Genomic DNA, 23,967 nt, shown 5'->3' on the forward strand with positions numbered 1-23,967 from the left:
AAAAAAAATCGCAGCTTCGGCTGCGATTTTTTTATCGGCTCAAATACATCCGGGTTGTCAGCAGGTAGACGGGCAACCCCGAGACCACAATCAACAACGCCGCATAAGGTGCTGCGGCTGCGAACTCGACATTCGCGGTGTGTGCCCAGACTTCGGTCGCCAAGGTGTTGAGCCCGGTCGGACTCAGCAGCAGCGTCGCCGTCAGTTCCTTCATGGCATCCAGAAACACCAGCGCGAACGCCGCGCCCAGTGCGGGGAAGATGATCGGCAGGGTCACTCGGCAGAACGCCGTGAACGACGACGCGCCCAGTGTGCGGGCGGCTTCTTCCAGTTGTGGTGCGGCCTTGTTCAGCGCTGTGCGGATCGGCGCCTGGGCCAGTGGCAGGAACAGCAGCGCATAGGCGATCAGCAACAACAGGGAAGTCTGATACAGCGCCGGCACGTAATGCAGGGCGAAATACACCAGCGTCAGTGCGATCACCAGCCCCGGCAGCGCGTGCAGCAGATAGGGCAGACGCTCGGCCCAGATCGCCAGTTGGCCCTTGTAGCGCACCACCAGCAATCCAACCGGCACCGCCAGTAGCAGACACAATCCCGCGCCACCCAGCGACAGCGCAAGCGACGACAGCAGTGCTTCGGTGATTGCCGCCACCGGGAAGGCTGCTGACGAGCCGACCGCTAGCCAGTACGCCAGCATCCCAAGTGGAATGCCGCTGCCGACAATCGCCAGCATCAGGCAATACAGTTGACCGGCAATTGCCCAGGGTCCGAGTTGCACTTGCTCGGCCCGGCGCGCCGCACCCTGGCCGGTTCGCACGTGACGTCCCTTGCCACGCACCCGCAGTTCCAGCCACAGCAGCATCAGACACAGCGCCAGCAGCACCGCCGACAACATCGCTGCGTTGGCGTTGCTGAATTCCAGCTCGAATTGCTGATAGATCGCTGTGGTGAAGGTTTGCAGGCCAATGATCGACAGTGCGCCGAATTCCACCAGCATGTGCAACGCAATCAGCAGCGAGCCGGCCAGCAGCGAAGGCCACAGCAGGGGCAGGGTGACGCGGAAAAACACGCCCCAGCGATTCTGTCCCAGTGTCCTTGCCGACTCTTCAAGGGACGGGTCGAGATTGCGCAGAGTGGCTGCCACCGGAAGAAAGATCAGCGGATATTTCGAGAGGCTCATCACCAGGATCGCCCCGCCAAGCCCTTCGAACTGCGCGCTGAGCGATACCCAGGTAAAGCTGCTGACGAATGCCGGTACCGCAAACGGCAGGCAAAGTATTACGCCCCACAAACGCCTGCCCGGCAGATTGCTGCGCTCCAGCAACCACGCCAGCGACAGGCCGATCACGCCGCAAGTCACGGTTACGCCGACCATCAGTGCCAGTGTGTTGCGCAGCAGGCCGAACACGTAAGGGCGCCACAGCAAATGCAGCGCCTCGGACCAGCCCGCCTGCCAGGCTTTGAGGCCGACATAGGCCAGCGGCAAGAGGCTCATCACCACCAGCAGCAACACCGGCAGCACCAGCCAGATCGACGGCCGCTTGCGCCGTGGCACGTAACCCCCGCGCGTGGAGGGGGCGGATAACGAGGCGCTCATCAGTTCAAGCCAACTTCGCGTTCCAGATCCAGTGCTTCCTCGGCATTGCCCAGATCGGCCGGGGTAACGTCCGGTGCTTCCAGCTCACTGAAAGGTTTGAGGCCACGATCCGATTCCATACCGTTGTGCAACGGATACTCGGCGGTGGTCTGGGTGATCACGCGCTGGCCTTCCTCGCTGGCCATGTAGGCGAGAAACTGCTGGGCTTCTTTGGGATGTTTGCTGGACTTCAGCACCGCAGCGCTGGAGACAGTGATCAAGCCGCCCACGTCGCCGCCGGTGAAGTAGTGCAGTTTGGAGTCGAGCTTGCCTTTCTCCCGTTGCAGGGCGAACCAGTAGTAATTGTTCACCAGCACGGTGGCGACTTCGCCGTTTTCCACAGCCTTGAGGGCGACCATGTTGTTGCTGTAGGTCTTGCCGAAGGCGCGCAGGCCGGTCAGCCATTCTTCGGCGGCTTCACGACCGTGTTTTTTGATGATGGCGACGGCCTGTTCCTGGAAGGCGCCGCTGGTGGGTACGAAACCGACCTTGCCTTGCCACTGCGGATCGGCGAAATCCAGCACCGACTTGGGCAGGTCTTTTTCATCGACCAGTTTCGGGTTGAACGCAACTACGCGAACCCGTGCGGTGACGCCGATCCAGGTGCCATTGCCGGCGACGTATTTTTTCGGCAGGACTGCCAGAGTGGCATCGTCGGACTTGGCCAGCAGGCCGAGTTCGCCGAGGTTGTTCAGTGGCGGGGATTCTTCGGTGTAGATCACGTCGGCGGGGGAGCGGTCGCCTTCTTCGATAATCTGGCTGGCGAGCTGGTTGCTGCTGCCTTTGCGCACATTGACGTGAATACCGGTCTTGGCTTCGAAGGCCTTGGCGATCGCGTCGCCGACTTCCTTGTGTTGACCGTTGTAGAGAGTCAGGGAAACCGTATCGGCAGCCTGGGTGAGGGGAGTGGCGAGTGCCAGGCCGAGCAGGGTGAAGGTCAAGCCGCGGCGCAGGGTATTTCGAAACATCATTCGCAGGGTTCCTCACTGTCGCATTGCAAAAACTTGCAACAATGATAAACGATATCGTTTCTCAAATGCTCCTTGCGAGCAGGATAAGGGTTTGGTAGGGCGGCCTGAGTTTTCAGGAAGCCAGAAACGCAAAAACCCGCTTTCGCGGGTTTTTGTGAGATTCAAGATCGTGACCTTGAATTTGAATTGGTGCCCAGAAGAAGACTCGAACTTCCACGACCGTAAGGTCACCAGCACCTGAAGCTGGCGTGTCTACCAATTTCACCATCTGGGCTTCATCTTCAGCGTTGCCGCTGTTGATGTGGCGCACTATACGGAGCGCCTTTTGATCTGTAAACCCCTGATTTGATTTTAATAAATCAATTTCAGAAAAAAGTCGGGACGCAGAATGCAAAAAACCCGCTTTCGCGGGTTTTTGTGTGAGTCTTGAAACTGTTCTAGTCTCAAACTCGAAATTGGTGCCCAGGAGAAGACTCGAACTTCCACGACCGTAAGGTCACCAGCACCTGAAGCTGGCGTGTCTACCAATTTCACCACCTGGGCATCTCGACAGCGTCTGTACGTCGTCGATGGCGCGCACTATACGGAGCGTCTTTTTAACTGTAAACCCCTGCCAGCAAAAAAAATGGTTTTTTTTACCAGCGGTGTTCAAAACGCCTTTCAGACGTCGATACAAGGCTCCAGACGCGCCTTATAGAGTCGGAAATTTCCCGTTTGATGGCGCCTATGCCAAACTAACCCGCATATAGACAAGGTGAAAACTCTCTAATGGCCGATTGGCAGTCCCTCGATCCCGAGGCCGCTCGTGAAGCGGAAAAATATGAAAACCCTATTCCCAGCCGCGAACTGATCCTTCAGCACCTTGCTGATCGGGGTTCGCCTGCTGCCCGCGAGCAACTGGTCGAAGAGTTTGGTCTGACCACAGAAGACCAGATCGAAGCCCTGCGCCGCCGCCTGCGCGCCATGGAGCGCGACGCTCAACTGATCTACACCCGCCGTGGCACTTATGCGCCGGTGGACAAGCTCGACCTGATCCTCGGCCGCATCAGCGGTCACCGCGACGGCTTCGGCTTCCTGGTGCCGGACGACGGCTCCGACGACCTGTTCATGAGCCCGGCGCAGATGCGTCTGGTGTTCGACGGCGACCGGGCCCTGGCCCGTGTGTCCGGCCTGGACCGTCGCGGTCGCCGCGAAGGCGTGATCGTCGAAGTGGTGTCCCGTGCCCACGAAAGCATCGTCGGCCGCTACTTCGAAGAGGGCGGTATCGGCTTTGTGGTCGCGGACAACCCGAAGATCCAGCAGGAAGTGCTGGTGACCCCGGGGCGCAACGCCAATGCCCAGATCGGTCAGTTCGTCGAGGTGAAAATCACTCACTGGCCGACTCCGCGCTTCCAGCCGCAAGGCGATGTGATCGAAGTCGTCGGCAACTACATGGCACCGGGCATGGAAATCGATGTCGCCCTGCGCACCTACGACATTCCGCACGTCTGGCCTGAAGCCGTTCTGAAGGAAGCCGGCAAGCTCAAGCCGGAAGTCGAAGAGAAAGACAAAGAGAAGCGCGTCGATCTGCGCCATCTGCCGTTCGTCACCATCGACGGTGAAGATGCCCGCGACTTCGACGACGCCGTCTACTGCGAATCCAAGCCAGGCAAGTTGCGCCTGTTCTCCGGCGGCTGGAAGTTGTACGTGGCGATTGCCGACGTTTCCAGCTACGTGAAGATCGGCTCGGCCCTGGACAACGAAGCCCAGGTGCGCGGCAACTCGGTGTACTTCCCCGAGCGCGTGGTGCCGATGCTGCCGGAGCAGCTCTCCAACGGCCTGTGCTCGCTGAACCCGCACGTCGATCGTCTGGCTATGGTCTGCGAGATGACCATCTCCAAATCCGGCGAAATGACCGACTACTGCTTCTATGAAGCGGTGATCCACTCCCACGCCCGTCTGACCTACAACAAGGTCAGCGCGATGCTGGAAACGCCGAAAGCCACCGAAGCACGCAAGCTTCGCGGCGAATACACCGACGTTCTGCCGCACCTGAAGCAGCTCTACGCGCTGTACAAAGTGTTGCTGGCTGCCCGTCACGTGCGTGGCGCGATCGATTTCGAAACGCAGGAAACCCGGATTATCTTCGGTTCCGAGCGCAAGATTGCCGAAATCCGTCCGACCACCCGTAACGACGCGCACAAGCTGATCGAGGAATGCATGCTGGCGGCCAACGTGGCCACTGCCGAGTTCCTGAAAAAGCACGAAATCCCTGCACTGTACCGCGTCCACGACGGCCCGCCGCCGGAGCGTCTGGAAAAGCTGCGCGCGTTCCTCGGCGAGCTCGGCCTGTCCCTGCACAAAGGCAAGGACGGCCCGACGCCGAAGGACTATCAGGCCCTGTTGGCCAGCATCAAGGACCGTCCGGATTTCCACCTGATCCAGACCGTGATGCTGCGCTCCCTGAGCCAGGCGGTGTACAGCGCCCAGAACGAAGGCCACTTCGGTCTGAATTACGAAGCCTATACCCACTTCACCTCGCCGATCCGACGTTACCCGGACCTGCTCACGCACCGGGCGATCCGCAGCGTGATCCATTCGAAACAGGACACCCCGCACGTTCGCCGTGCCGGCGCGATGACCATTCCGAAGGCGCGCATCTATCCGTACGACGAAGCGGCGCTGGAGCAACTCGGCGAGCAGTGCTCGATGAGCGAGCGCCGTGCCGACGAAGCGACCCGCGACGTGGTGAACTGGCTCAAGTGCGAGTTCATGAAAGACCGCGTGGGCGAATCGTTCCCGGGCGTGATCACTGCCGTGACCGGTTTCGGCCTGTTCGTCGAGCTGACCGATATTTACGTCGAAGGTCTGGTGCACGTCACCGCACTGCCGGGCGATTACTACCACTTCGACCCTGTGCATCACCGCCTGGCGGGCGAGCGCACCGGTCGCAGCTTCCGTCTTGGCGATACCGTTGAAGTGCGCGTCATGCGCGTCGATCTCGACGAGCGCAAGATCGACTTCGAGATGGCGGAAAAAACCATCAGCGCACCAATCGGCCGCAAGAAGCGTGGCACCGAAACCGCTGCTCCAGCGGCCAAGGCTGTGGAAGAAAAAGCTCCGGCCAAAACCGCCAGCCGCCGTCCGGCCAAGGAAAAGGTGGCCGAGGCTTATCGCCCGAGCGATGCCGTGGCGAAAAACGCCGAGCTGCGCAAAAGCCGTGAGATGAAGAAGGCCTTGCTGGCCGACGCCAAAAACGGTGGTAAAGCGGCGTCCGGGGGAAAGACCGGACGGTCGGCGCCTGAAAAGGCCTCCGGCAGCAAGCCAGGCAAACCGAGCAAACACCGCAAGGGCCCGCCAAAAGCGGGTTCCGCTCCAGCCAAAAGCGGCGGGGCACGTAAACCGAAGGCGAAGTCATGAGTCAGTTGGAAAAAATCTACGGCGTTCACGCGGTAGAAGCGTTGCTGCGTCACCACCCTAAACGCGTCAAGCAGATCTGGCTGGCTGAAAGCCGTAACGATCCGCGGGTGCAGACACTGATCGAGCTGGCCAACGAAAACCGGGTCCAGATCGGTCAGGCCGAGCGCCGCGAAATGGACGCATGGGTCGAGGGCGTGCACCAGGGCGTGGTGGCGGACGTCAGTCCGAGCCAGGTCTGGGGCGAAGCGATGCTCGACGAACTGCTCGACCGCACCGAAGGCGCGCCGTTGCTGCTGGTGCTCGACGGCGTGACCGATCCGCACAACCTCGGCGCCTGCCTGCGTTCGGCGGACGCTGCCGGTGCGCTGGCGGTCATCGTGCCGAAAGACAAGTCGGCCACGTTGACGCCGGTCGTGCGGAAAGTGGCCTGCGGCGCGGCGGAAGTGATTCCGCTGGTGGCTGTGACCAACCTCGCGCGCACCCTCGAAAAGCTTCAGCAACGTGGTCTGTGGGTTGTCGGCACGGCGGGAGAGGCCGAGGTCAGCATCTATGACCAGGACCTGACCGGCCCGACCATCCTGATCATGGGCGCCGAAGGCAAAGGCATGCGTCGCCTGACCCGTGAACATTGCGACTACCTGGTGAACCTGCCGATGGCCGGTAGCGTCAGCAGTCTCAACGTGTCGGTTGCGACCGGCGTGTGCCTGTTCGAGGCCCAGCGCCAGCGCGGGGCCAAGGCCAAGGCGGCTGCCAAAAAGGCTTAAGCCTCGCGCAGTCCAAAATGTGGGAGCGAGCCTGCTCGCGATAGCGGAGTTACATTCAGCATTAATGTTGGATGTTGAGCCGCCATCGCGAGCAGGCTCGCTCCCACAGTGCTTTGTGGTGTGGCCCGGATTGGTGGCTGTTCAAATAATCACCAATTGCCTTGCACCTCTTCTGTCCCTTCTCTACAATTGCGCCCCTTGCTGTGACGGCAGGCACCCATGTGCCCCGCGCCGGCAAGTCCATAAGTGTCATTCACTCCTTGTCTGACCGTTTTTGAGCGGCAGGCTACAACCCGTAAGGAGCATTCATGCGTCATTACGAAATCATCTTTCTGGTCCACCCTGACCAGAGCGAGCAAGTCGGCGGCATGGTTGAGCGTTACACCAAGCTGATCGAAGAAGACGGCGGCAAAATCCACCGTCTGGAAGACTGGGGCCGTCGTCAACTGGCCTACGCAATCAACAATGTTCACAAGGCTCACTACGTGATGCTGAACGTTGAGTGCACCGGCAAGGCCCTGGCCGAGCTGGAAGACAACTTCCGCTACAACGATGCTGTGATCCGTAACCTGGTCATCCGTCGCGACGAAGCCGTTACCGGCCAGTCCGAGATGCTCAAGGCTGAAGAAAACCGCAGTGAGCGCCGTGAGCGTCGCGAACGTCCTGAGCACGATGGCAGCGCCGATGGCGATGACAGCGATAGCGACAGCGACAACAGCGATAACGCTGACGAGTAATCCACGGACCTTTTAAGGAGCCTATCAAATGGCACGTTTCTTCCGTCGTCGTAAATTCTGCCGCTTCACCGCTGAAGACGTGAAGGAGATCGACTACAAAGATCTCAACACTCTGAAAGCCTACGTATCCGAGACCGGCAAAATCGTTCCAAGCCGCATCACCGGTACCAAAGCTCGTTATCAGCGTCAGCTGGCCACCGCTATCAAGCGCGCCCGCTTCCTGGCCCTGCTGGCCTACACCGACAGCCACGGCCGCTGAGACCGGGTAGTCGACAAGTAAGTAAGGGATCGAATGCATGCGTGCCTTGGCTGAATTCATCATGCGGGGGCGTATGCAGGCCACGCTGGTCGTGGCCGGATCTGCGGCATTGCCGCTGTTGTTCTGGTTGAGTGCCGCTGCAGGTTGCCTTGTGCTCCTGCGGCGCGGTTCGGACGCCTTGAGCGTCCTGGGTGTGGGAGTGTTGTCAGCGTTGGTGAGCTGGCACTACCTCAAAGACCCGACGGCACTGATTGTGCTGCTCGGGGCTTGCGGTCTGGCGCTGGTTTTACGCGCCGAACACACCTGGAATCGCGTGCTGCTGGTCAGCGTGGCCGTGGGATTGTTGATTGCCGTGAGCCTGGGGACCGTTTTCGGTTCCTTCACCGAAGCGCTGGCGCAGACGTTTGAACAAGTCTTGCCGCTGGCGATGGGTGAGGTCTACGAGAAATTCTCGGCAGACCAGAAGGCGATTCTCACGGGATTGGCGGTTCCACTGTCGATCATTTCGACAGCGGTGTCGTTGCAGGTCTTTAGCGTGCTGTGCCTGATTCTTGGGCGCTACTGGCAGGCGTTGTTGTATAACCCCGGCGGTTTCGGTCGCGAGTTTCGCGCCATCCGACTGCCGAAAGGCGTTGCGCTGTCGCTTCTGGCCGTCATGTGTGTGGCACCGTTCTTCGGTCTGCACGCACTGGTTCTGTTGCCGTTGTGCAGCGTGCCGCTGTTCTTCGCCGGTCTGGCCCTGGTTCACGGGCTGGTGGCGCAGAAACGGCTGGCCGGTTTCTGGCTGGTGGGGATATACGTCACGCTCGTGCCTTTCATGCACTTGCTCGGTCCGTTGCTTGTGGTCTTGGCCATTGTCGACAGCCTGATTGATTTTCGCGGTCGTCACGCGTCGAAAGACGCCGATAACGCGAACGGTGAAGGTTAAAAGTTAAGAGGATTTCCACATGCAACTGATCCTTCTGGAAAAAATCGCCAACCTGGGCAACCTGGGCGACAAAGTAAACGTTAAGGCCGGTTACGGCCGTAACTACCTGCTGCCTTTCGGCAAAGCCACCGCTGCGACCGCTGCCAACCTGGCTGCGTTCGAAGAGCGTCGTGCTGAGCTGGAAAAAGCCGCTGCCGACCGTAAAGCATCGGCTGAAAGCCGTGCTGCCCAACTGGCCGAGCTGGAAGTGACCATCACTGCCACCGCTGGCGACGAAGGCAAGCTGTTCGGTTCGATCGGTACTCACGACATCGCTGACGCACTGACCGCCTCCGGCGTTGAAGTGGCGAAAAGCGAAGTTCGTCTGCCGAACGGCACCATCCGCAACGTAGGTGAATTCGACGTGGCTGTGCACCTGCACGCCGAAGTTGAAGCCACCGTACGCGTTGTCGTGGTAGCAGCTTAAGCAACACCCTGATCGACTGGCGGCTTGTACGCCAGGCGGTTAACATCGGGCACGATCCTGTCTTCAGGTCGTGCCCTTTGTCTTTCTGCAATCCCTGCTTTTCCTGAATAAAAAGTGGCCATGAACGAAATCTCCGCTCCCGAGCAATACGATCTGCAAACCGCCGCGCTGAAGGTGCCGCCGCATTCCATCGAGGCCGAACAGGCCGTGCTCGGTGGTCTGATGCTGGACAACAACGCCTGGGAACGCGTGCTCGATCAAGTCTCCGACGGCGATTTCTACCGACATGACCACCGTCTGATTTTCCGCGCGATCGCCAAACTGGCCGATCAGAACTCGCCGATCGACGTCGTGACCCTTGCCGAGCAACTGGACAAGGAAGGTCAGACATCCCAGGTCGGCGGCCTCGGATACCTCGGTGAACTGGCGAAAAACACGCCGTCCGTCGCCAACATCAAGGCCTATGCGCAGATCGTCCGCCAGCGTGCGACGTTGCGTCAGTTGATCGGCATCAGCACCGAAATTGCCGACAGCGCCTTCAACCCTGAAGGTCGCACCGCCGAGGAAATCCTCGACGAAGCCGAACGGCAGATCTTCGCGATTGCCGAGGCCCGGCCAAAAACCGGCGGCCCGGTGGGTGTGAATGACCTGTTGACCAAAGCCATCGACCGCATCGACACCTTGTTCAACACCGCCGACTCGATCACCGGCCTGTCCACCGGCTATACCGACCTCGACGAGAAGACCAGCGGCCTGCAACCGGCCGACCTGATCATCGTCGCCGGTCGTCCGTCCATGGGTAAGACGACTTTCGCGATGAACCTGGTGGAAAACGCCGTGTTGCGCAGCGACAAGGTGGTGCTGGTGTACTCCCTCGAGATGCCAGGCGAATCGCTGATCATGCGTATGCTGTCGTCCCTCGGCCGCATCGACCAGACCAAGGTGCGTTCCGGTCAGCTCGAAGACGACGACTGGCCACGCCTGACCTCGGCGGTCAACCTGCTCAACGACCGCAAACTGTTCATCGATGACACCGCCGGCATCAGTCCGTCGGAAATGCGTGCCCGGACCCGACGTCTGGTGCGCGAGCACGGCGATATCGGCCTGATCATGATCGACTACCTGCAGTTGATGCAGATCCCGGGCTCCAGCGGTGACAACCGGACCAACGAGATTTCCGAGATCTCCCGGTCCCTGAAAGCCCTGGCCAAGGAATTCAACTGCCCGGTGGTGGCTTTGTCGCAGCTCAACCGCTCCCTGGAACAACGTCCCAACAAGCGCCCGGTGAACTCCGACTTGCGGGAATCCGGAGCGATCGAGCAGGACGCCGACGTCATCATGTTCGTGTACCGGGACGAGGTGTATCACCCGGAAACCGAGCACAAAGGCATCGCCGAAATCATCATCGGCAAACAGCGGAACGGCCCGATCGGCTTCATCCGCCTGGCCTTCATCGGCAAGTACACGCGCTTCGAAAACCTCGCGCCGGGCAGCTATAACTTCGACGACGACGAGTAAGTCCGTCCTCGTCTGACTGCCCCTGATATTTCCGACCACAGCCGTCGGAATTGGTCATTTTTTGTGCTATATTCCGCGCCCGCGATTTTGCACCTCAACACCGGTCATCGACATGCAAGCAGCCAAGCCGTTATTTGACTATCCAAAATACTGGGCCGAATGTTTCGGACCAGCCCCGTTCCTGCCGATGAGCAGGGAGGAGATGGATCAGCTCGGCTGGGATTCCTGCGACATCATCATTGTCACGGGTGATGCCTACGTCGATCACCCGTCGTTCGGCATGGCGATCATCGGCCGGCTGCTGGAGTCCCAGGGCTTCCGCGTCGGGATCATTGCCCAGCCGAACTGGCAGTCCAAAGACGACTTCATGAAGCTCGGCGAGCCGAACCTGTTCTTCGGCGTCGCGGCCGGCAACATGGACTCGATGATCAATCGCTACACCGCGGACAAGAAAATCCGTTCCGACGACGCCTATACCCCGGGCGGCATGGCCGGCAAGCGTCCGGATCGCGCGAGCCTGGTCTATAGCCAGCGCTGCAAGGAAGCCTACAAGCACGTGCCGATCGTGCTCGGCGGCATCGAAGCCTCCCTGCGCCGCATCGCCCACTACGACTACTGGCAGGATCGTGTGCGCAACTCGATCCTGATCGACGCCAGCGCCGACATCCTGCTGTACGGCAACGCCGAACGCGCGATCGTCGAAGTCGCCCAGCGTCTGTCCTACGGTCACAAGATCGAAGACATTACCGATGTGCGCGGCACCGCGTTCATCCGTCGTGACACGCCGGCGGGCTGGTACGAAGTCGATTCCACGCGCATCGACCGCCCGGGCAAGATCGACAAGATCATCAACCCGTACGTCAACACCCAGGACACTCAGGCTTGCGCAATTGAGCAGGAGAAGGGCCCGGTTGATGATCCGGAAGAAGCCAAGGTCGTGCAGATCCTGGCCAGCCCGAAAATGACCCGCGACAAGACCGTGATCCGCCTGCCGTCGATGGAAAAGGTGCGTAACGACCCGGTCCTGTACGCCCACGCCAACCGCGTGCTGCACCTGGAAACCAACCCGGGCAACGCCCGTGCGCTGGTGCAGAAGCATGGCGAGATCGACGTCTGGTTCAACCCGCCGCCGATTCCGATGACCACTGAAGAAATGGACTACGTGTTCGGCATGCCTTACGCACGTGTTCCGCATCCTGCGTACGGCAAGGAAAAGATCCCGGCCTACGACATGATCCGCTTCTCGGTGAACATCATGCGTGGCTGCTTCGGCGGCTGCACCTTCTGTTCGATCACCGAGCACGAAGGCCGGATCATCCAGAACCGTTCCGAAGAGTCGATCATTCGCGAAATCGAAGAGATCCGCGACAAGGTGCCGGGTTTCACCGGTGTCATTTCCGACCTCGGCGGCCCGACCGCGAACATGTACCGCATCGCCTGCAAGAGCCCGGAAATCGAATCCGCGTGCCGCAAGCCGTCCTGCGTGTTCCCGGGCATCTGCCCGAACCTGAACACCGACCACTCGTCGCTGATTCAGCTGTATCGCAGCGCCCGTGCCTTGCCGGGTGTGAAGAAGATCCTGATCGCCTCCGGCCTGCGTTACGACCTCGCGGTCGAGTCGCCGGAGTACGTCAAGGAGCTGGTGACCCACCACGTCGGCGGTTACCTGAAGATCGCCCCGGAACACACCGAGGAAGGTCCGCTCAACCAGATGATGAAGCCGGGGATCGGCACGTACGATCGCTTCAAGCGCATGTTCGAGAAGTACACCAAGGAAGCCGGGAAAGAGCAGTACCTGATTCCGTACTTCATCGCCGCGCACCCGGGCACCACCGACGAAGACATGATGAACCTGGCCCTGTGGCTCAAGGGCAACGGCTTCCGTGCCGACCAGGTGCAGGCGTTCTATCCGTCGCCGATGGCCACCGCCACCGCGATGTACCACTCGGGCAAGAACCCGCTGCGCAAGGTCACTTACAAGAGCGACGGCGTGACCATCGTCAAGAGCGAGGAGCAGCGTCGTCTGCACAAGGCGTTCCTGCGTTACCACGACCCGAAAGGCTGGCCGATGCTGCGTGAAGCGCTGATCCGCATGGGTCGCGCCGACCTGATCGGGCCGGGCAAGCACCAGTTGATCCCGACGCATCAGCCGGCCACCGACAGCTACCAGAGTGCCCGTCGCAAGAACTCGACGCCGGCTGGCAGCTATAAAGTGGCGAAGGACGTGAAAGAGAAAACCACCAAGATCCTCACCCAGCACAACGGTCTGCCACCGCGCGCCAGCGACGGCGGCAATCCGTGGGACAAGCGTGAACAGGCCAAGGCCGCGGCATTCGCCCGCAACCAGCAGGCCGCCAAGGAGCGCAAGGAAGCGGCGAAAGGCAAAGGGCCGAAGCCGGCTCGCAAGCCGGTCGTACCGCGCTGAATCGCACTTGAGTGAACAGAACGCCAACCTTCGGGTTGGCGTTTTGCGTTGTGCCTCGCAACATTTGCGTGCAACTGTGCCAAAGCATTTCACCGCGTCGCCCGATTTTGGTGCTGTACTGCCCTGAGCATTCCGGGAAAGCGCCCAGGCCTCTGCATGGCATAAGTCTTGCGCGCTTTCGAATACGCTTGGGCTCGCAGGAGGCACGCCGTGTCGATTCATGTCGCATTGCATCACGTCACGCATTACCGCTACGACCGCGCTGTCGAACTCGGCCCGCAGATCGTGCGCCTGCGCCCGGCTGCCCACAGCCGCACGCGGATTCTGTCTTATTCGCTGAAAGTCTCGCCCGAGCAGCACTTCATCAACTGGCAGCAGGATCCCCAGGGCAACTACCTCGCCCGACTGGTGTTTCCCGAGAAAACCGCCGAACTGCGGATCGAGGTCGACCTGCTGGCCGAGATGGCGGTGTTCAACCCGTTCGACTTTTTCCTCGAGCCCTACGCCGAGAAAATCCCCTTCGCCTACGCCGCCGATGAACGCAAGGAACTGGCGCCGTACCTCGAAACCCTGCCGCTGACGCCGAAATTCCAGGCCTATCTGGACGCCATCGACCGCTCGCCGCTGCCGGCAGTGGACTTCCTGGTGGCGCTCAACCAGCGCCTGAGCGAGGACATCAATTACCTGATTCGCATGGAGCCGGGCGTACAGACCCCGGAACACACCCTCGAACACGCGTCCGGCTCCTGCCGCGATTCGGCGTGGCTGCTGGTGCAACTGCTGCGTAACCTCGGACTGGCGGCGCGTTTCGTCTCCGGTTACCTGATTCAGCTCACCGCCGACGTGAAAAGCCTCGACGGCCCCTCCGGCACCGAAGTGGACTTCACCGATCTGCACGCGTGGTGCGAGGTTTATCTGCCCGGTGCCGGCTGGATCGGTCTCGATGCGACTTCCGGACTGTTCGCCGGGGAAGGGCATATCCCGTTGGCCTGCAGTCCCGACCCGTCCTCGGCGGCGCCGATCAGTGGTCTGGTGGAGCCTTGCGAATGCGAATTCAGCCACGAGATGTCGGTGGAGCGGATCTGGGAAGCTCCACGGGTCACCAAGCCCTACACCGATGAGCAATGGCTGGCGATTCAGACGCTGGGCCGGCAGATCGACGCCGACCTGCTGGAAGGTGACGTGCGCCTGACCATGGGCGGCGAACCGACCTTCGTGTCCATTGATGACCCGGATGGCGCCGAATGGAACACCGCCGCGCTCGGCCCGGACAAGCGCCGGCTCTCCGCCGAGCTGTTCCAGCGCATGCGCAAGCACTACGCGCCCAAGGGACTGGTGCATTTCGGCCAGGGCAAGTGGTATCCGGGCGAGCAACTGCCACGCTGGTCGCTGAACTGCTACTGGCGCCGCGACGGTGTGCCGATCTGGCACAACAACGCATTGATCGCCGACGAGCAGCAGGATTACGGCGCCGATGGCGCATTGGCCGGGCGCTTTCTGGCGAGTGTCGCCGAGCGTCTGAAACTGCCGGCACGCTTTGTGTTCCCGGCCTACGAGGACAATTTCTACTACCTCTGGCGCGAGGGTGCATTGCCAAGCAACGTCAGCGCTGAAGACTCGCGTCTGGAAGAGCCGCTGGAACGTGCGCGGCTGCGCAAGGTGTTCAGTCAGGGGCTGGACAAGGTTATCGGTCAGGTGCTGCCACTGGCGCGCACCGCCAAGGGCGATCAATGGCAGAGCGGGCGCTGGTATCTGCGCGATGAACATTGCCGGCTGGTGCCGGGAGACTCACCGCTGGGCTATCGCTTGCCATTGGGTTCGCAGCCCTGGGTGAAGGCGGCGGAGTATCCGTTCATTCATCCGAACGATCCGAATCAGGACTTCCCCGAGCTACCCGATACCGATCAACTCAATCGACACGACGCGCCGGCTGCGGCGGACGAACGGGTGCCGAAGATCGACGAGTCCGCCGACTGGCTGACCCGCACCGCGTTCTGTGCCGAGGCACGGGAAGGCCGCTTGTATCTGTTCATGCCGCCGCTGGAACGGGTCGAGGACTATCTAGAGCTGGTGGCCGCCATCGAAGCCACTGCCGAAGAATTTCACTGTCCGGTGCTGCTGGAAGGTTACGAGCCGCCGAGCGATCCGCGTCTGAGCAACTTCCGCATCACCCCGGATCCCGGCGTGATCGAGGTCAACGTCCAGCCTTCCGCGACCTGGGATGAGTTGGTCGAGCGCACGGAGTTCCTGTACGAAGAGGCGCGCCAGACCCGACTGTCCACCGAGAAGTTCATGATCGACGGGCGCCACACCGGCACTGGTGGCGGTAACCATTTCGTGCTCGGCGGGGCGACGCCGGCGGACTCCCCGTTCCTGCGCCGCCCGGATCTGCTGCGCAGCCTGATCAGCTACTGGCACAACCATCCTTCGCTGTCCTACCTGTTTTCCGGTTTGTTCATCGGCCCGACTTCTCAGGCACCGCGAGTCGATGAAGCGCGCAACGATGCGCTGTACGAGCTGGAAATCGCCTTCGCGCAAATGCCGGCGCCGGGAGAAGAATGCCCGCCATGGCGAGTGGACCGGCTGCTGCGCAATCTGCTGATCGATGTCACCGGCAACACTCATCGCGCCGAGTTCTGCATCGACAAGTTGTATTCACCGGACGGCGCCACCGGGCGTCTCGGCCTGCTGGAGTTGCGTGCGTTCGAAATGCCGCCCCATGCGCGCATGAGCCTGGCGCAGCAGTTGTTGTTGCGGGCACTGGTGGCGCGATTCTGGCGCGAGCCTTATGCGCCGCCGAAACTGGCGCGCTGGGGCACCGAACTGCATGACCGTTTCCTGCTGCCGCACTTCATCGAACAGGATTTTGCCGACGTCATCGTCGAACTCAACAATGCCGGTTATCCGCTGCGTGCCGAATGGTTTGCGGCGCATCTGGAGTTTCGCTTTCCCAAGGTTGGCGATTACGCCGTCAATGGCATCGAACTGGAATTGCGTCAGGCCCTTGAACCCTGGCATGTGCTGGGCGAGGAGGGCGCGGCGGGCGGCACGGTGCGTTACGTCGACTCCTCGCTTGAGCGTTTGCAGGTCAAACTCACAGGGTTGCCGCCGCAGCGTTACCTGCTGACCTGCAACGGCATCCCGGTGCCGCTGCAACCGACCGGGCGGGTGGGCGAGTCTGTCGCTGGCGTACGTTTCCGAGCGTGGCAACCGGCCAACTGCCTGCAACCGACGATCCCGGTGCACGCGCCGCTGGTGTTCGACCTGCTCGACACCTGGATGCAGCGCTCGCTGGGCGGCTGCCAGTACCACGTCGCCCATCCGGGCGGGCGCAATTACGAGACGTTGCCGGTCAACGCCAACGAAGCGGAGAGCCGGCGCATGGCGCGTTTCTTCCGCATCGGACACACGCCGGGGAAACTTCCTATACCGAACCTGACTATCTCCGACGAGTTTCCGATGACACTCGATTTACGACGCTTTTGATTCGTACACGACCCCCGGATTTTTCGTATATCCGGGCGTCATGTGCCTGCGTTAGTCTGACCGAACCTTGCTGGCTGCCGAGCTTTCCATGCCTGACCTGCTTGACCGCTACCCGCTGACGGCGGGCACTTACCACGAACTGCTCGACGCCGGCGGGGCGGTGCGTCCGCACTGGCAGCGACTGTTCGACCAATTGCAGCGCAGCACCCCGGCGCAACTGGTGCAGCGTCAGGCGCTGCTGACCCGGCAGATTCAGGAAAACGGCGTCACCTACAACGTCTATGCCGATCCCAAGGGTGCGGATCGTCCGTGGGAGCTGGATCTGCTGCCCCATGTGATCGCTGACGATGAGTGGCAACAACTGTCGGCCGGAATCGCCCAGCGCGCGCGTCTGCTCAATGCGGTGCTGGCAGACCTGTATGGCCCGCAGCAGTTGATCAGCGAAGGGCTGCTGCCGGCGGAGCTGGTGTTCGGTCACAACAACTTCCTCTGGCCCTGTCAGGGCATTGCGCCCCCGGACGGGGCCTTTCTGCATCTGTATGCCGTGGATCTGGCGCGCACGCCGGACGGCCGCTGGTGGGTGACGGCGGATCGTACCCAGGCGCCGTCGGGCGCCGGTTATGCGTTGGAAAACCGCACCATCGTGTCCCGGGCCTTCCCCGAGCTGTACCGGGACTTGAAAGTGCAGCACCTGGCCGGATTCTTCCGCACCTTGCAGGAAACCTTGGCCCGTCAGGCTCCCTGCGATGATGACGCGCCGCTGGTGGTGCTGCTGACCCCGGGGCGTTTCAACGAAAGCTACTTCGAACATCTTTATCTCGCGCGCCAGCTCGGTTATCCGCTGGTGGAGGGCGGCGACCTGACGGTGCGTGATGCCACGGTCTACCTGAAAACCCTCAGCGGCCTGCGCCGGGTCCACGCGATCATGCGCCGGCTCGACGATGACTTCTGCGATCCCCTTGAACTGCGCACGGATTCGGCGCTGGGCGTCCCCGGATTGCTTGAGGCTGTGCGTCAGGGCCGGGTGCTGGTGGCCAATGCGCTGGGCAGCGGCGTGCTGGAGTCGCCGGGGCTGTTGGGCTTCTTGCCGAAGATCAATCAGTACCTGTTCGGTGAAGAGCTGATCCTGCCTTCCATCGCTACCTGGTGGTGCGGAGAGGCGCCGGTGCTGGCCCAGGCGTTGGAGAAGTTGCCGGAGCTGCTGATCAAACCGGCCTTTCCGTCCCAGAGTTTCGCTCCGGTTTTCGGGCGTGATCTGAGCGAAGAACAGCGCCAAAACCTCGCCGAGCGCATGCAGGCCCGGCCTTACGCCTATGTCGCGCAAGAACTCGCGCAACTGTCCCATGCGCCGATCTGGCAGCCCGAGGACGGCCAGTTGCAACCGCGAGCCATCGGCATGCGCATGTATGCGGTGGCCAGTCATGACGGTTATCGGGTGTTGCCCGGCGGCCTGACCCGCGTGGCGGCCGAGGCCGATGCCGAAGTGGTGTCGATGCAGCGCGGTGGCGCGAGCAAGGACACCTGGGTGCTGGGCGACCGGCCGCCAAGCGGCGAGCAATGGAAGACCCAGCGCAATATCGGCGTGCACGATCTGGTACGCCGCGATCCGTACCTGCCGTCGCGGGTGGTGGAAAACCTGTTCTGGTTCGGCCGTTACTGTGAGCGCTGTGACGACAGCGCGCGGCTGTTGCGGATCATGCTGGCGCGCTACGTCGACGGTGATGATCCGCAGGCCCTGCAGGCGGCCGTGGCGCTCGGCGAGCGGCTGATGCTGCTGCCGGACGAAGGCGAGCTGCCGGAGCGCTTGCTCGCAGCGTTGCTCGGCGAGGACTGGTCGTTCAGTCTGCGCTCCAACCTGCAACGCTTGCAGTGGGCGGCGTCGCAGGTGCGCGGCAAGCTCTCGCGGGAGAACTGGCAGGCGCTGGTGGAGTTGCAGCGCGAGGCGACGGAGCTGGACACCGACGAGCCGGACTTCGGCGAGTTGCTGGATTTTCTCAACCGGCTGGTGATGTCGCTGGCGGCGCTGTCCGGGTTTGCCCTCGACGACATGACCCGCGACGAAGGCTGGCGTTTTCTGATGATCGGCCGGCGCATCGAACGCCTGCAGTTTCTCAGCAGCAGTCTTGCGGGTTTCCTGCGGGGCGCCGGGGCATTCGATCAAGCGGGGCTGGAGTGGTTGCTGGAGCTGGGCAACAGCAGCATCACCTATCGCTCGCGTTATCTGGCGGTAGCGCAGTTGATCCCGGTGCTCGACCTGTTGCTGCTCGACGAACAGAACCCCCATGCGGTGCTGTTCCAGTTGAAACTGGTGACGCGCACCCTCAAGCGTCTGAACGATGATTTCGGTGTGCCACGGGAAGCCGGGTTGCCAGAACTGGTTGAGCGTCTGGCGCGCTTCGATCTGGGGTGCCTGGAAAATCCCCTGTTCGGCGAATCCAGCGTGCGCGCCGCGCTCGACGGACTGGCGGATCTGCTGCAAGACATCGCCGACGCCAGCGGCCAGGTCTCCGATCGTCTGGCCCTGCGCCATTTTGCCCATGTCGATGATGTCAGCCAGCGCACGGTGTCCGTCTGATGAATGCCCATTACCAGATCCTTCACGACACCTGCTATCACTACGACAGCCCGGTCTCGCTGGCGCAGCAACTGGCGCATCTGTGGCCTCGCGAATGCGCCTGGCAGCGCTGCACCGAGCAGCAATTGCTGATCAGCCCGGAGCCGACCGCACGTCGTGACGAACAGGACGTGTTCGGCAATCCGCTGACGCGCCTGGCGTTTGAACGGCCTCACGATGAATTGCAGGTCAACGCACGGCTGACGGTCGAGGTGCTGGCGCGGCCGGCGCTGGATTTCAATCTGTCCCCGGCCTGGGAATTGACCCGCAATGCGCTGACCTACAGTAGTCAGCCGTTGTCCGCCGAATTGCTGGAGGCTTGCCGTTACCGGTTTCAGTCACCCTATGTCCACTTGAAGCGAAGCTTCGTCGAGTTCTCCGAAAGCTGTTTTCCACTCGGGCGACCGTTGCTGCTGGGCGTGCAGGCGTTGATGGAAAAAATCTTCGACGAATTCACCTTCGATGCCGAGGCGACGCAAGTCGCGACGCCGCTGGTCGAGGTGCTGGAGCGGCGGCGCGGGGTCTGTCAGGACTTCGCTCACCTGATGCTGGCCTGCGTGCGTTCCCGGGGATTGGCGGCGCGCTACATCAGCGGTTATCTGCTGACACGGCCACCACCGGGGCAACCGCGACTGATCGGCGCCGATGCGTCCCATGCCTGGGTTTCGGTGTTTTGTCCGGTGCTTGGATGGGTGGATTTCGATCCGACCAACAATGTGCAACCGGCACTGGAGCACATCACCCTGGCCTGGGGCCGGGATTTTTCCGATGTGTCGCCGTTGCGCGGGGTAATTCTGGGAGGGGGGAACCATGATCCCGAGGTCCGGGTCACGGTGATGCCACTGAATGAGTCATGAAGCACACTGCAGGAGCGGGCGAGCCCGATCCTGCAGGTTTTGCGTTCAGTGGTCCTGCGGTGTTGCTCAGGCGTCGGGCGCCGGGTCTTTCGGTGCATCAACATCATCATCGGTCGCCACTTCACCGTCAGGGTTCAGTGCCGCTTCTTCAGCCATCTGTTTCTTGCGCTGAAGCTTTTCCTCTTTCTTCTGTTCCTTGGCCAGGTCACGTTGACGCTTGGCGAAGGAGTAATTGGGTTTGGCCATGGGCGATCCTCTTGGGTCGAAGGTGAGGTTGAGCGGCGCGTATTCTGCCCTGTATCGGTGCCCGGGGGTTAACCGGGTTTCTGGTCGACCCACTTTGGCGTGACGGTCGGCTGCCACTGATCGAGGGCATCGAGCAGCGTTTGCGGCGATTCGCTCACTTGCAGCATGTCACGGTGCGGTGCGCGAACGAAGCCTTCGCCGACGATGTGATCGAGAAATGCCGTGAGTTTGCTGTAGAAACCATTCACTTCCAGCAGGCCCAGCGGCTTGCCGTGGTAACCGAGCTGGCCCCAGGTCCAGACTTCGAACAGCTCTTCAAGCGTGCCGAGGCCGCCGGGCAGGGCGATGAACGCATCGCTGAGTTCGGCCATGCGGGCCTTGCGTGCGTGCATGCCGTCGACCACTTCCAGGCGCGTCAGATTCTTGTGACCGATTTCCTTGTCCATCAGGCTCTGCGGAATGATGCCGATCACTTCACCGCCGGCGGCCAGTGCGGCGTCCGCGACAATCCCCATCAAACCCACGGCGCCACCGCCGTAGACCAGCTTCAGCTTGCGCTCGGCAATGGCGGTGCCGAGGGCGATGGCGGCTTCGGTGTACGCCGGGGTGGTGCCGGCGTTGGCACCGCAAAATACACAAACGGATGTGAGAGACATGCCTTTCTCCTGGGTCAATCCGTCACAGGGTAATGGCTGGCACGCCTCGATCCAAGGGCTAGACTTCGCGTTTCGGGGTTTCACAGGTGCCGCTGGCCCCACAGGCGTAGGCGGCGAGCAGACTGCACAACAGGCTGTTGAAGGACATGACTGATGCTCCAGTTGAGTTGAGCCCTGAAGATACGTCCCGGCCAAACGTCTGGCTGTTAGATTGTTTCGATGAGTGTCATAGCCTGAAAGTTGTATACAATTTTTGACTCAAGTCATAGGAACTTGCGAAGATTTCAGGCAGTCTTTCCACCATTCGTGTTTTTGTTAACCCTGCCTTGGAGATTCACCATGTTTTCCAAAGTTGTTGCGGTATCCCTGCTGGCGCTGGCCAGCAGCCAATTGATGGCTGCCGAGTGCAAAACCACCGTTGACTCCACCGACCAGATGTCCTTCAACACCAAGGAGATCGTGATCGACAAGAGCTGCAAGACCTTCACCGTCGAACTGACCCACTCCGGCAGCCTGCCGAAGAACGTCATGGGCCACAACCTGGTGGTCAGCAAGACCGCTGACATGCAGCCGATCGCCACCGACGGCCTGGCCGCCGGCATCGACAAGAACTACCTGAAGGACGGTGACGAGCGCGTCATCGCCCACACCAAGATCATCGGCGCCGGCGAAAAAGACTCGCTGACCATCGATGTATCGAAACTGGCTGCCGGCACCGATTACGGCTTCTTCTGCTCGTTCCCTGGCCACATCTCGATGATGAAAGGCACAGTGGTTGTGAAGTAAGAAAACCGCAGTCCAAAAAAAAGCGTCCCGAGGGACGCTTTTTTCATGCCTGAAATTCAAGGTGCAAACGGCATGACCCGTTTGTGATGGGTCTTTTTGTAGGTGTTGACGATGATGTCGAACGCTTCCTGACGCACCGGCTCGCCATGCAGGAAGGCATCGATCTCGGCGTAAGTCACGCCGTGGGACGCTTCATCCGGCTTGCCCGGCGACAGGTCTTCCAGATCCGCCGTCGGCACTTTTTCCACCAGCGATTCCGGTGCACCGAGGCTGCGGGCGATGGCCCGGACCTGGTTTTTCACCAGACCGCTCAGTGGCGCCAGGTCGCAGGCGCCGTCACCGAACTTGGTGAAGAAACCCATCACCGCTTCCGCCGCGTGGTCGGTGCCGATCACCAGGCCGTGGGCCGCGCCGGCGATGGTGTACTGGGCGACCATGCGCATCCGCGCCTTGGTGTTGCCGAGCACGAAATCCACCGACACCGCGTGCTTGCCTTCGAAGGCTGCGACTTCGCTGGCCAGGGATTTCACTGCCGGGCCGATGTTGACGGTGTGACGCTCGTCCGGGGCGATGAAGTCCACCGAGGCCTGGGCGTCGTGTTCATCGAACTGCACGTCGTACGGCAGGCGCACGGCGATGAACTTGTAGGCCTCGTCACCGGTGCGCTCGCGCAGTTCACGCATGGCGCGCTGGGCCAAAAGGCCTGCGGTCAGCGAGTCGACACCGCCGCTGATGCCCAGCACCAGGGTCTTGAGCCCGGAACTGGTCAGGCAATCCTGGATGAAGGTGATGCGTCGGGCGACTTCCGCTTCGAGGGCCTGGTAATCGGCGAACGGCGGCTGAACGTTGAGCTGTTCAGCAATCTCACGCTGTACGGCTTGCATGAATTCACTCCTTGCTAGAAAGGCTGGAAACGGCAGGAACCTGGAAAACGTGTCGCAAATAGGCGACGAAATTCGGGTCTTTGCAGTGGGTCTTGCCCGGCTCGTCGGAGATCTTCGCCACCGGTTGGCCGTTGCAGGCGGTCATTTTAAGCACGATGCTCATCGGTTCGACACCCGGAATGTCACAGGTGAGGTTGGTGCCGATACCGAAGCTGACATTGATCCTACCGCGCAGCGCGCGGAAGATCTCCAGCGACTTGGGCAGCGTCAGGCTGTCGGAGAACACCAGGGTCTTGCTCATCGGGTCGATGCCGAGCTTGTGATAGTGAGCGATGCATTTTTCGCCCCACTGCACCGGATCCCCGGAGTCGTGACGCAAGCCGTCGAACAGCTTGGCGAAGAACAGATCGAAATCGCCGAGGAACGCGTCGGTTGTGATGCAGTCGGTCAGGGCGATCCCCAGCAAGCCGCGGTACTCGCGAACCCAGCAATCGAGGGCGGCAATCTGACTGTCGATCAACCGTGGGCCGAGTTGCTGGTGGGCCATGATCCACTCGTGGGCCATGGTGCCCAGGGGCTTCATGTCCAGTTCACGGGACAGGTGCACGTTGCTGGTGCCGACGAAGCGCCCGGGGAAATCGTGCTTGAGCACATTCACCACTTCTTCCTGCACCCGGTAGGAAAACCTGCGGCGCGTGCCGAAATCGGCGACCTGCAACTGCGACAACTCTTCGGCCGAGGCGTTGGCGGTCAGCCAGTCGAACTTGCGGTACAGCTGCTCGCGGGCCTGTTCCAGCACGGTTTCGCGGTAGCGATAGCGGTTGCGCACTTCGCTGACGATCGCCAGCAGCGGCACTTCGAACAGAATCACATGCAGCCACGGCCCGCGCAGGCGGATGAACAGCTCGCCGTTCTCGATGCCGGTGTGCAGGTAACGCAGGTTGAAGCGGAACAGACCGAGGAACCGCAGGAAATCCGGCTTGAGGAATGAGATGCGCTCGAGAAAACTCAACTGATCGGCGCTCAGGCTCAACTCGGCCAGACGCTCGACCTGGAAGCGGATCTCCGCCAGATACGGGCGCAGATCTTCACTGTTACGGCAACGGAACTCCCATTCGACTTCGACGTTGGGGTAGTTGTGCAGCACCGCCTGCATCATCGTCAGTTTGTAGAAGTCGGTGTCGAGCAGGTTCTGCACGATGCGATCGGCAAACACACTCTCGCTCATAACGGGGTCTCCAGGCGGGCCGCGCGTTGGCGCGGTATCAATCAATGGCGCTAGTGGCGCATATCCGGGGTGTGGATTGCCAGCGATTTTTATCCCGGCGCCGCCCC

General features: G+C 61.3%; 18 protein-coding genes and 2 tRNA genes. 12 read left to right on the top strand and 8 right to left on the bottom strand.

Features of this window, described 5'->3' with window-relative positions:
• Positions 1-31 precede the first annotated feature (31 nt).
• The 4 genes from IF189_RS02735 to IF189_RS02750 all read right to left on the bottom strand — a co-directional run bounded on the left by IF189_RS02735 (position 32) and on the right by IF189_RS02750 (position 3,150).
• Positions 32-1,597, bottom strand: coding sequence for an ABC transporter permease (locus IF189_RS02735; protein WP_192552774.1), 1,566 nt, complete (start codon positions 1,595-1,597; stop codon positions 32-34).
• Positions 1,597-2,607 carry an extracellular solute-binding protein gene (locus tag IF189_RS02740; RefSeq protein ID WP_134825291.1) on the bottom strand — a complete coding sequence of 337 codons (1,011 nt, stop codon included), beginning with the start codon at positions 2,605-2,607 and terminating at the stop codon, positions 1,597-1,599. Before IF189_RS02740 ends, IF189_RS02735 begins: the two co-directional genes overlap by 1 nt.
• 187 nt (positions 2,608-2,794) lie before the next feature.
• Positions 2,795-2,881 (bottom strand) — tRNA-Leu (locus IF189_RS02745).
• A 182-nt stretch (positions 2,882-3,063) separates the two neighbouring features.
• Positions 3,064-3,150, bottom strand: a tRNA-Leu gene (locus IF189_RS02750).
• 225 nt (positions 3,151-3,375) lie between these two features.
• Here IF189_RS02750 and rnr point away from each other — a divergent pair.
• The 11 genes from rnr (at position 3,376) to IF189_RS02805 (ending at position 20,060) form a co-directional block, all read left to right on the top strand.
• Complete coding sequence (gene rnr / locus IF189_RS02755; RefSeq protein ID WP_192552775.1) at positions 3,376-6,006, top strand: ribonuclease R; 2,631 nt, start codon at positions 3,376-3,378, stop codon at positions 6,004-6,006.
• Complete coding sequence (gene rlmB / locus IF189_RS02760; RefSeq protein ID WP_007967448.1) at positions 6,003-6,770, top strand: 23S rRNA (guanosine(2251)-2'-O)-methyltransferase RlmB; 768 nt, start codon at positions 6,003-6,005, stop codon at positions 6,768-6,770. Before rnr ends, rlmB begins: the two co-directional genes overlap by 4 nt.
• 308 nt (positions 6,771-7,078) lie before the next feature.
• Complete coding sequence (rpsF, locus tag IF189_RS02765) at positions 7,079-7,507, top strand: 30S ribosomal protein S6 (RefSeq protein ID WP_007950702.1); 429 nt, start codon at positions 7,079-7,081, stop codon at positions 7,505-7,507.
• A gap of 28 nt (positions 7,508-7,535) precedes the next feature.
• Positions 7,536-7,766: a 30S ribosomal protein S18 gene (rpsR, locus tag IF189_RS02770; protein WP_002551829.1), complete on the top strand. Its 231-nt coding sequence runs from the start codon at positions 7,536-7,538 to the stop codon at positions 7,764-7,766.
• A 37-nt stretch (positions 7,767-7,803) separates the two neighbouring features.
• Positions 7,804-8,694, top strand: coding sequence for a hypothetical protein (locus IF189_RS02775; RefSeq protein WP_192552776.1), 891 nt, complete (start codon positions 7,804-7,806; stop codon positions 8,692-8,694).
• 19 nt (positions 8,695-8,713) lie between these two features.
• Positions 8,714-9,160: a 50S ribosomal protein L9 gene (gene rplI, locus IF189_RS02780; protein WP_003186385.1), complete on the top strand. Its 447-nt coding sequence runs from the start codon at positions 8,714-8,716 to the stop codon at positions 9,158-9,160.
• Positions 9,161-9,280: 120 nt separating this feature from the next.
• Positions 9,281-10,678, top strand: coding sequence for a replicative DNA helicase (gene dnaB / locus IF189_RS02785; RefSeq protein WP_085711165.1), 1,398 nt, complete (start codon positions 9,281-9,283; stop codon positions 10,676-10,678).
• 112 nt (positions 10,679-10,790) lie between these two features.
• The gene (locus IF189_RS02790; RefSeq protein WP_192552777.1) at positions 10,791-13,103 is read left to right on the top strand and encodes a YgiQ family radical SAM protein; all 2,313 of its coding nucleotides are present in this window, start codon (positions 10,791-10,793) and stop codon (positions 13,101-13,103) included.
• 210 nt (positions 13,104-13,313) lie between these two features.
• Positions 13,314-16,589, top strand: a complete 3,276-nt coding sequence (locus IF189_RS02795; protein ID WP_192552778.1) for a DUF2126 domain-containing protein — start codon at positions 13,314-13,316, stop codon at positions 16,587-16,589.
• A gap of 88 nt (positions 16,590-16,677) precedes the next feature.
• Complete coding sequence (locus IF189_RS02800) at positions 16,678-19,164, top strand: circularly permuted type 2 ATP-grasp protein (RefSeq protein ID WP_192552779.1); 2,487 nt, start codon at positions 16,678-16,680, stop codon at positions 19,162-19,164.
• A complete protein-coding gene (locus tag IF189_RS02805; RefSeq protein ID WP_192552780.1) occupies positions 19,164-20,060 on the top strand; it encodes a transglutaminase family protein in 897 nt (298 codons plus the stop codon). Before IF189_RS02800 ends, IF189_RS02805 begins: the two co-directional genes overlap by 1 nt.
• Before the next feature lie 66 nt (positions 20,061-20,126).
• On the opposite strand, the gene IF189_RS02810 is transcribed toward IF189_RS02805, so the two are convergent.
• Together IF189_RS02810 and IF189_RS02815 are read right to left on the bottom strand one after the other, a co-directional pair.
• The gene (locus tag IF189_RS02810; protein WP_085732676.1) at positions 20,127-20,306 is read right to left on the bottom strand and encodes a hypothetical protein; all 180 of its coding nucleotides are present in this window, start codon (positions 20,304-20,306) and stop codon (positions 20,127-20,129) included.
• A gap of 68 nt (positions 20,307-20,374) precedes the next feature.
• Positions 20,375-20,962: a TIGR00730 family Rossman fold protein gene (locus IF189_RS02815; RefSeq protein WP_192552781.1), complete on the bottom strand. Its 588-nt coding sequence runs from the start codon at positions 20,960-20,962 to the stop codon at positions 20,375-20,377.
• 339 nt (positions 20,963-21,301) lie between these two features.
• Between IF189_RS02815 and azu the strand changes: the two genes are divergently transcribed.
• Positions 21,302-21,748 carry an azurin gene (gene azu, locus IF189_RS02820; protein ID WP_065258792.1) on the top strand — a complete coding sequence of 149 codons (447 nt, stop codon included), beginning with the start codon at positions 21,302-21,304 and terminating at the stop codon, positions 21,746-21,748.
• Positions 21,749-21,804: 56 nt separating this feature from the next.
• Here the strand turns inward: azu and nadE are convergent, their stop codons facing one another.
• Both nadE and pncB read right to left on the bottom strand, forming a co-directional pair.
• Complete coding sequence (gene nadE, locus IF189_RS02825) at positions 21,805-22,632, bottom strand: ammonia-dependent NAD(+) synthetase (RefSeq protein ID WP_192552782.1); 828 nt, start codon at positions 22,630-22,632, stop codon at positions 21,805-21,807.
• Positions 22,633-22,636: 4 nt separating this feature from the next.
• A complete protein-coding gene (pncB, locus tag IF189_RS02830) occupies positions 22,637-23,860 on the bottom strand; it encodes a nicotinate phosphoribosyltransferase (RefSeq protein WP_085685119.1) in 1,224 nt (407 codons plus the stop codon).
• Positions 23,861-23,967: the final 107 nt, after the last annotated feature.

Origin of the sequence: Pseudomonas sp. IzPS59 (assembly GCF_014863505.1) — a bacterium.
GTDB lineage: Bacteria > Pseudomonadota > Gammaproteobacteria > Pseudomonadales > Pseudomonadaceae > Aquipseudomonas > Aquipseudomonas kribbensis.